Annotated in this window: 9 protein-coding genes; 8 read left to right on the forward strand and 1 reads right to left on the reverse strand. The window is 63.9% G+C overall.

The window, feature by feature from the left end; translation table 11 throughout:
* The 7 genes from ureC to EOA22_RS20010 all read left to right on the forward strand — a co-directional run.
* Positions 1-1,310 (forward strand): urease subunit alpha (gene ureC / locus EOA22_RS19980; protein WP_127390161.1); only part of this gene is annotated, 1,310 nt, incomplete at its 5' end.
* Positions 1,311-1,402: 92 nt separating this feature from the next.
* Positions 1,403-1,996 carry a hypothetical protein gene (locus tag EOA22_RS19985; RefSeq protein ID WP_027161070.1) on the forward strand — a complete coding sequence of 198 codons (594 nt, stop codon included), beginning with the start codon at positions 1,403-1,405 and terminating at the stop codon, positions 1,994-1,996.
* Positions 1,997-2,099: 103 nt separating this feature from the next.
* On the forward strand, positions 2,100-2,687 hold the full coding sequence (ureE, locus tag EOA22_RS19990; RefSeq protein WP_063169755.1) for an urease accessory protein UreE: 588 nt from the start codon (positions 2,100-2,102) through the stop codon (positions 2,685-2,687).
* On the forward strand, positions 2,680-3,351 hold the full coding sequence (locus EOA22_RS19995; protein WP_063170432.1) for an urease accessory protein UreF: 672 nt from the start codon (positions 2,680-2,682) through the stop codon (positions 3,349-3,351). The genes ureE and EOA22_RS19995 overlap by 8 nt, the downstream gene beginning before the upstream one ends.
* Complete coding sequence (locus EOA22_RS20000; RefSeq protein ID WP_024502040.1) at positions 3,348-3,788, forward strand: DUF3995 domain-containing protein; 441 nt, start codon at positions 3,348-3,350, stop codon at positions 3,786-3,788. Before EOA22_RS19995 ends, EOA22_RS20000 begins: the two co-directional genes overlap by 4 nt.
* Positions 3,785-4,429 (forward strand): urease accessory protein UreG, encoded by a 645-nt coding sequence (gene ureG / locus EOA22_RS20005; protein ID WP_013528407.1) that lies wholly within the window; start codon positions 3,785-3,787, stop codon positions 4,427-4,429. The genes EOA22_RS20000 and ureG overlap by 4 nt, the downstream gene beginning before the upstream one ends.
* Before the next feature lie 77 nt (positions 4,430-4,506).
* Positions 4,507-5,274 carry a class II aldolase and adducin N-terminal domain-containing protein gene (locus EOA22_RS20010; protein WP_024502042.1) on the forward strand — a complete coding sequence of 256 codons (768 nt, stop codon included), beginning with the start codon at positions 4,507-4,509 and terminating at the stop codon, positions 5,272-5,274.
* Positions 5,275-5,358: 84 nt separating this feature from the next.
* Here the strand turns inward: EOA22_RS20010 and EOA22_RS20015 are convergent, their stop codons facing one another.
* Positions 5,359-5,991, reverse strand: a complete 633-nt coding sequence (locus EOA22_RS20015) for an HAD family phosphatase (RefSeq protein ID WP_063169754.1) — start codon at positions 5,989-5,991, stop codon at positions 5,359-5,361.
* 259 nt (positions 5,992-6,250) lie between these two features.
* On the opposite strand from EOA22_RS20015, the gene EOA22_RS20020 reads away from it, so the two are divergent.
* Positions 6,251-7,038 (forward strand): sugar-binding transcriptional regulator (locus EOA22_RS20020; RefSeq protein WP_164755662.1); only part of this gene is annotated, 788 nt, incomplete at its 3' end.

Here is a 7,038-nt window from a genome sequence, read left to right on the forward strand (position 1 = left end):
CGCATATCCACTTCATCTGCCCGCAGCAGATCGAGGAAGCGCTGATGTCAGGCATCACCACCATGCTCGGCGGCGGCACGGGCCCGGCGCACGGCACGCTGGCCACCACCTGCACGCCGGGGCCATGGCACATGGCCCGCATGATCCAGTCCTTCGACGCCTTTCCGATGAACATCGGCCTGTCGGGCAAGGGCAATGCCTCGCTGCCCGCCGCGCTCGAGGAAATGGTGCTGGGCGGCGCCTGCTCGCTGAAGCTGCACGAGGACTGGGGCACGACGCCGGCGGCCATCGATTGCTGCCTGTCGGTCGCCGACGATTACGACGTGCAGGTGATGATCCACACCGACACACTGAACGAATCCGGCTTTGTCGAGAACACGGTCGCCGCCATCAAGGGCCGCACCATCCACGCCTTCCACACCGAGGGCGCCGGCGGCGGCCACGCGCCCGACATCATCAAGGTCTGCGGCCTGCCCAACGTCATCCCGTCCTCGACCAATCCGACGCGGCCCTACACGGTCAACACGCTGGCCGAGCATCTCGACATGCTGATGGTCTGCCATCATCTGTCGCCGTCGATCCCCGAAGACATCGCCTTTGCCGAAAGCCGCATCCGCAAGGAGACCATCGCGGCGGAAGACATTTTGCACGACATCGGCGCCTTCTCGATCATCTCGTCGGATTCGCAGGCCATGGGCCGCGTCGGCGAAGTCGCGATCCGGACCTGGCAGACCGCCGACAAGATGAAACGCCAGCGCGGCTCGCTGCCGCAGGAGACCGGCAACAACGACAATTTCCGCGTCCGCCGCTACATCGCCAAATACACGATCAACCCGGCCATCGCGCATGGGCTGTCGAAAGACATCGGCTCGATCGCGGTTGGCAAACGCGCCGACCTGGTGCTGTGGAACCCGGCCTTCTTCGGCGTCAAGCCGGACATGGTGCTGATCGGCGGCATGATCGCCGCAGCCCCGATGGGCGACCCCAACGCCTCGATCCCGACGCCGCAGCCGATGCATTACCGGCCGATGTTCGGCGCCTATGGCAAGGCCAGGACCAACTCGTCGGTGACGTTCGTTTCCAAGGCAGCGCTCGAGTCGGGACTGCATGGCAGGCTCGGTGTCGACAAGCAGTTCGTCGCCGTCGAAAACACCCGCGGCGGCATCGGCAAGCATTCGATGGTGCTCAACGACGCCACGCCGCATGTCGAGGTCGATCCGGAAACCTACGAGGTGCGCGCCGACGGCGAGTTGCTGACCTGCGAGCCGGCGACGGTGCTGCCGATGGCGCAACGGTATTTTCTGTTTTGAAGCGGCGCTTCCACCGGGCGAGCATTATCCGTTGCAGCCCTTGGTGGAAGGCAGCACTATGCGGCCAACCAACAGCTGCATTGTGATCGAGCATGACCACCGAAATCGCTTCCGCCCACGACATCTTCCCGCACATCCGCATCGTCATGGGCATGGTGATCGGGCTTGGTGTCGCCCGCCTGCTGTCGGGGGTGGCGCGCATCGTCCAGCATCCCGGCCAGTACAAGCTCTATACCGTGCATCTGGCCTGGGTCGTCTCGGTGCTCCTGATGCTGGTGCATTTCTGGTGGTGGGAGTTCGGCCTCTACGCCGTCGAGATCTGGACCTTCGGCAAATATTTGTTCATCATTTTCTACGCGATCACGCTGTTCCTGCTGTGCGCGCTTTTGTTTCCCGATTCGATGCTGGACTACACCAGCTACGAGGATTTCTTCTATTCGCGGCGGGCGTGGTTCTTCGGCCTGCTGGCGGCGACCTATCTGCTCGACGTGGTCGACACGCTGCTGAAGGGGCCGGAGCATTTCGCCCGCTTCGGCAGCGAGTATCTGTTCCGCACGCCCGTCTTCGTCGCGCTCTGCATCATCGCGATCCTGGTGCGCGACCGCCGCTTCCACATCGCCTTTGTCACGGCGGCGCTTATCTACCAGATATCGTTCATCCTGCGGCTCTTCGACACCATCGTCTGAACGAACGCGATGGTCTAGCTTTGTTGGGGAAAGGCAGGGTTCGACATGTACAAGGCCATTGGATCGCGCGTGTGCGGGCACAAGCAAATGGGAAATCCATGAAATGAAACTCAACCTCAACACCGACTTCACCAAATTCCCGCGCGTCGTCTCGGTGCTGTCCGCCGGCGCTGCCGGAACCACCCTACCGTCCGGCCGGGCCATTCTCGCCCATGACGAGCGGCATCTGCGCCGCCGGGCCATCGAACTTGCCGACGGCAGCAAGGTGCTGGTCGACCTGCCCGAACCCGTCGCCTTGAACGATGGCGACCGGCTGGTGCTGGAGAATGGCGGCCATATCGAGATCATCGCGGCACCGGAAGAGGTCTACGACATCCGCGCCCGCGATGGCGTGCATCTGGCCGAACTCGCCTGGCATATCGGCAACCGCCATCTCGCGGCAGGCATCGAGGCCGGACGCATCCTCATCCTGCGCGACCATGTCATCAAGGCGATGCTGGAGGGGCTGGGCGCCACCGTGACCGACGTTTCCGAACCGTTCAAGCCGGTGCGCGGCGCCTATTCCGGCCATGCTGGGCAAAGCCACGATCACGGCCATGCGCATGCGCACGCCGAAGCGCACAGCCATTCTCATGGCGAAGCGCATTCCCATTCGCACAGTCATGCCGGCCATCACCACGATCATGACTGACCAGCCTTCGAACATCGCCCTGCTGCGGCTGATGGCGTGGCTGTCGCCTGCCTTTCCGGTCGGCGGCTTTTCCTACAGCCATGGTCTCGAGCGGGCGGTGCATGACGGGTTGGTTGCCGATGCCGGGAGCCTCGCCGGCTGGCTGGAGACGCTGGTCGAGATGGGCTCGGGCTGGAACGACGCCGTGCTGTTCGCCGAGAGCTGGCGCCGAGCATGCGGCACCGGTGATCTCGATGAAGTGGCGGCACTCGCCGAAGCCCTGGCCGGCTCGCGCGAACGCCATACCGAGACCATGCTCCAGGGTGGAGCCTTCCTCAAAGCGGCGGCCGCCTGGCCTAATCCGGTGCTGGAGCGCCTGCCGGCCGAATGCGCCTATTGCGTCGCCGTCGGCGCCATTGCGGGTGGCAACGGCATCGCGCTTCAGGATGCGCTGTCAGCCTTCCTGCAAACCTTCTTCTCCAACCTTGTGCAGGCAGCGATCCGGCTTGGCATCGTCGGCCAGAGCGGCGCGACCACGTTGTTAGCCGGCTTCGAGCCGCTGGCCCTGGCGACCGCAAGCCGCGCCGCGCGCTCGACACTCGACGATCTCGGTGGCTGCGCCTTCGTCTCCGATGTCATGGCGATGAAGCATGAAACCCAATATTCGCGACTGTTCCGCTCATGATTTTTCTCGCCTTCTCGCTATCCTTTGTCCTGCTGCTGATCACCGTTCTGCATGTCTATTGGGGCCTTGGCGGCATCTGGCCGGGCCAGGACGCAGCCTCCTGCGCTCGCGCCGTGGTCGGCTTTCGCGGCGTCGATGAGATGCCGACGCCGTTTGCCAGTTTCGCCGTTGCCGCGTGCTTGTGCCTGGCGACACTATGGCCGCTGGCGCTCATGGGAGTCTTCGCTTCACCCTTCCCCAAGGAGGGTCTCGCCGCCACGTCGCTGCTCATCGGTCTGGTGTTCCTGGGGCGCGGCATAGCCGGCTTCACGCCATGGTGGCGGCGGCTGACGCCTGAACAGCCTTTCGCGCGGCTCGATGTCCGCTATTATTCGCCGCTGTGCCTGTTGATCGGGCTCGGCTTTGCCATCCTCGCCATCACGGAGTTTCCCGCATGACACAGACAAATGGTCCGCTGCGCGTCGGCATTGGCGGCCCGGTCGGTTCGGGCAAGACGACGCTGACCGAAAAACTGTGCAAGGCGCTGCGCGACGAGTTTTCCATCGCCGTCGTCACCAACGACATCTACACCAAGGAAGACGCCATGATGCTGGCGCGGCTGCAGGCGCTGCCCGAGGACCGCATCATGGGTGTCGAGACCGGCGGCTGCCCGCATACCGCGATCCGCGAGGATGCCTCGATCAATCTGCAGGCGATCGCGCAGATGAACAGGAAGTTCCCGGACCTCGACATCGTCTTCATCGAATCCGGCGGCGACAACCTTGCCGCCACCTTCTCGCCGGATCTCGCCGACCTGACGCTCTATGTCATCTCGGTCTGCCAGGGCGAGGAGATTCCGCGCAAGGGCGGGCCGGCGATCACCCGCTCCGATTTCCTGGTCATCAACAAAAGCGATCTGGCTCCTTACGTCAACGTCAACCTCGACGTGATGGAGAGCGACGCCGGCCGCATGCGCGGCAAGCGGCCGTTCGGCTTCACGGACCTGTCGCGCGGCAAGGGACTGCAGGAGGTGATCGATTTCATCATCGAGCATGGCGGCCTGCGAGCCGGCGCTGCCGCTGCCAGCACGGCGGCGTGAGCATCCCTGCACCAACCAAAACCGGTTGCGGGAATGGGCTGGCCACGGCATTCTTGCCGAAACCGGAGGATTTTTCGATGAGCCTTGCCCGTCTGCAAAAGGAAACGCTGACCAACCTGCCCTACTATGAGGAGCGCGTCGATCTCGCCTGTGCCTTCCGCTGGACGGCGCGGCTCAACATGCACGAGGCGGTGGCCAATCATTTCTCGCTGGCCGTCAACGATGAGGGCACACAATTCCTCATGAACCCCAACCAGGTGCATTTCTCGCGCATCAAGGCGAGCGACCTTCTGATGATCGATGCCAACGATCCGGAAACGCTCTCCGGCCCCAATGCGCCCGACCCGACGGCGTGGGGGCTGCATGGCGCCATCCATCGCAATGTGCGTCACGCGCGCTGCGTCATGCATGTGCACTCGATCCACGCTACGGTGCTGGCATCGCTCGCTGACTCGACATTGCCGCCGATCGACCAGAATTCGGCGATGTTCTTCAACCGCCATGTCGTCGACGCGCACTATGGCGGGCTGGCCTTCGAGGAGGAGGGCGAGCGCTGCTCGCAGCTTCTCGTCGATCCCAAGGTCAAGGTGATGGTGATGGGCAATCACGGCGTGCTGGTCATCGGCGACACGGTCGCCGATGCCTTCAACCGCATGTTCTATTTCGAACGCGCCGCCGAGACATACATCAAGGCGCTGTGGACCGGCCGCCCGCTGCGCACGCTTTCTGACGCGATCGCCGAAAAGGCGGCGAGCGAGATGGACGATTATCCCGGCCAGGCCGAACGCCATCTCAGCGAGTTGAAGGCGATCCTCGACGAGCAGGAACCGGTCTACCGGAATTGAGCGTCCTTCTCCCCGTGCCGTCACTATACGGGGAGAAGGTGCCGGCAGGCGGATGAGGGACGGCGCCGACCTGGGCGGTTTTCCTCAGAGCCCCAGCTCTTTCCCCAATTCCTCGGCGCTGTTGATGACGACGGCGCCGGGCGGGCCTTCCATCGGCTTTTCCGGCCAGAAGATCGTCTTCATTCCCGCCGCCAGCCCTGCCATGGCGCCCGGCCAGCTGTCGTCGATCGCCACCGCCTGCGCGGGGTCGACATCGGCCAGATACGCGGCGCGCAGGAATGGCTCGGCATGCGGCTTGCCTTCGCGCACGTCGTTGCGGCTGATCGTCTTCATGCCGGGGTAGATCAGGCCGACCATGCTCAAATTGGCGTCGACGATCATCCGGTCCGAATTCGAGACCACGGCCTGCTGGATGCCTCTTGTACGCAGCTCGTTGAAGATCTCGATCGCGCCGGGGCGCGGCTTCAAGCTCTCCACCAGCGGCAGGTAGTGTTCGTATTTGCGCAGGATCCAGTCGTCGAAAGGCAGGTCCAGGCCGAACTCGTCGCGCATCATCTCGTAGACCGGCCAGGCGGCGACGCCGAGCACGCGCTCATGCAGATCGTTCGGCGGGACAAGGCCGACATTGCGCATCGCCGCCACCAGGGCAGCTTCGTGCAGCGGTTCGCTGTCGACCAGCGTGCCGTCCATGTCCCAGAAAACCGCTTTCGGCGTCATGCGAGGCTCCTTTTTGCCATCCCTTAAAGGGTTTGAGCCGGGAGATAAACCTTCGGAGCGCAAGAACGTGCCGCCTGCCGGGACCGCAGCCAAGTCTCTTGGCGAGACAGACATCGTGGGGAGACGAGAAACTGGGCCGTGCCTACGCCGAGGGACAGCAAGCAATTGCCCCCGAGATTTGACAATTGCGCAGCAGGCCGTTCCCTGCGAAAGTGGGCATGGGCCGCTCTCATGACCGGCGGTCTCGGGAGGCAGGACTTTGAATAGCCGGCAGGATGGTGGCAGCAACAGGCTGGACGATGCGGCACGCGCCGGCTGGCTTTATTATGTTGCCGGCAACACACAGGACCAGATCGCTTCGACGCTTGGCATCTCGCGGCAAACGGCGCAGCGGCTGGTATCGCTGGCGGTGTCGGAGGGCTTGATCAAGGTTCGCGTCGACCATCCGATCGCCAACTGCCTCGATCTGGCGGCACGGCTGAGATCGCGCTTTGCGCTCGATCTGGTCGAAGTGGTGCCGAGCGACCCCAACTCGTCCTCGACCACGATCGGCATCGCCGAGGCGGCTGCCGCCGAGATCGAGCGACGGTTGCGTTCACCGACCCCGATCGTCATGGCGATCGGCACCGGGCGCACGCTGAAGGCGGCGATCGAGCAGCTGCCGCCGATGGAATGCCCGCAGCACAAGGTGGTGTCGTTGACCGGCAACATCTCGCCGGACGGCTCGGCCGCTTTCTACAACGTCATCTTCACCATGGCCGACAGGGTCAAGGCGCGTTCGTTTCCGATGCCGCTGCCGGTCATCGCCTCGTCGCCGGAGGAGCGCGAGATGCTGCTCAACCAGCCGATGATCCAGCCGACGCTTGCGCTTGCCGCCGAGGCTGACGTCACCTTCATCGGCATCGGCGACCTCGGCCCCAAGGCGCCGCTCTACGAGGACGGCTTCATTTCGGAGAGCGAATTGAAGGCGCTGCAGAAGGCCGGGGGCATCGCCGAGATCGTCGGCTGGGTGTTCGATAGGGAAGGCCGCATGATCGAGGGCATCAC

Source organism: Mesorhizobium sp. M7A.F.Ca.US.014.04.1.1 (assembly GCF_003998745.1).
GTDB lineage: Bacteria > Pseudomonadota > Alphaproteobacteria > Rhizobiales > Rhizobiaceae > Mesorhizobium > Mesorhizobium ciceri.

Excerpts from the sequence above, each read along its gene's own strand:
- EOA22_RS19995 (WP_063170432.1), top strand. The coding sequence starts at position 2,680 with ATGACTGACCAGCCTTCGAACATCGCCCTGCTGCGGCTGATGGCGTGG.
- EOA22_RS19985 (WP_027161070.1), top strand. The coding sequence starts at position 1,403 with ATGACCACCGAAATCGCTTCCGCCCACGACATCTTCCCGCACATCCGC.
- ureE (WP_063169755.1), top strand. The coding sequence starts at position 2,100 with ATGAAACTCAACCTCAACACCGACTTCACCAAATTCCCGCGCGTCGTC.
- EOA22_RS20000 (WP_024502040.1), top strand. The coding sequence starts at position 3,348 with ATGATTTTTCTCGCCTTCTCGCTATCCTTTGTCCTGCTGCTGATCACC.
- EOA22_RS20015 (WP_063169754.1), bottom strand. The coding sequence starts at position 5,991 with ATGACGCCGAAAGCGGTTTTCTGGGACATGGACGGCACGCTGGTCGAC.
- ureG (WP_013528407.1), top strand. The coding sequence starts at position 3,785 with ATGACACAGACAAATGGTCCGCTGCGCGTCGGCATTGGCGGCCCGGTC.
- EOA22_RS20010 (WP_024502042.1), top strand. The coding sequence starts at position 4,507 with ATGAGCCTTGCCCGTCTGCAAAAGGAAACGCTGACCAACCTGCCCTAC.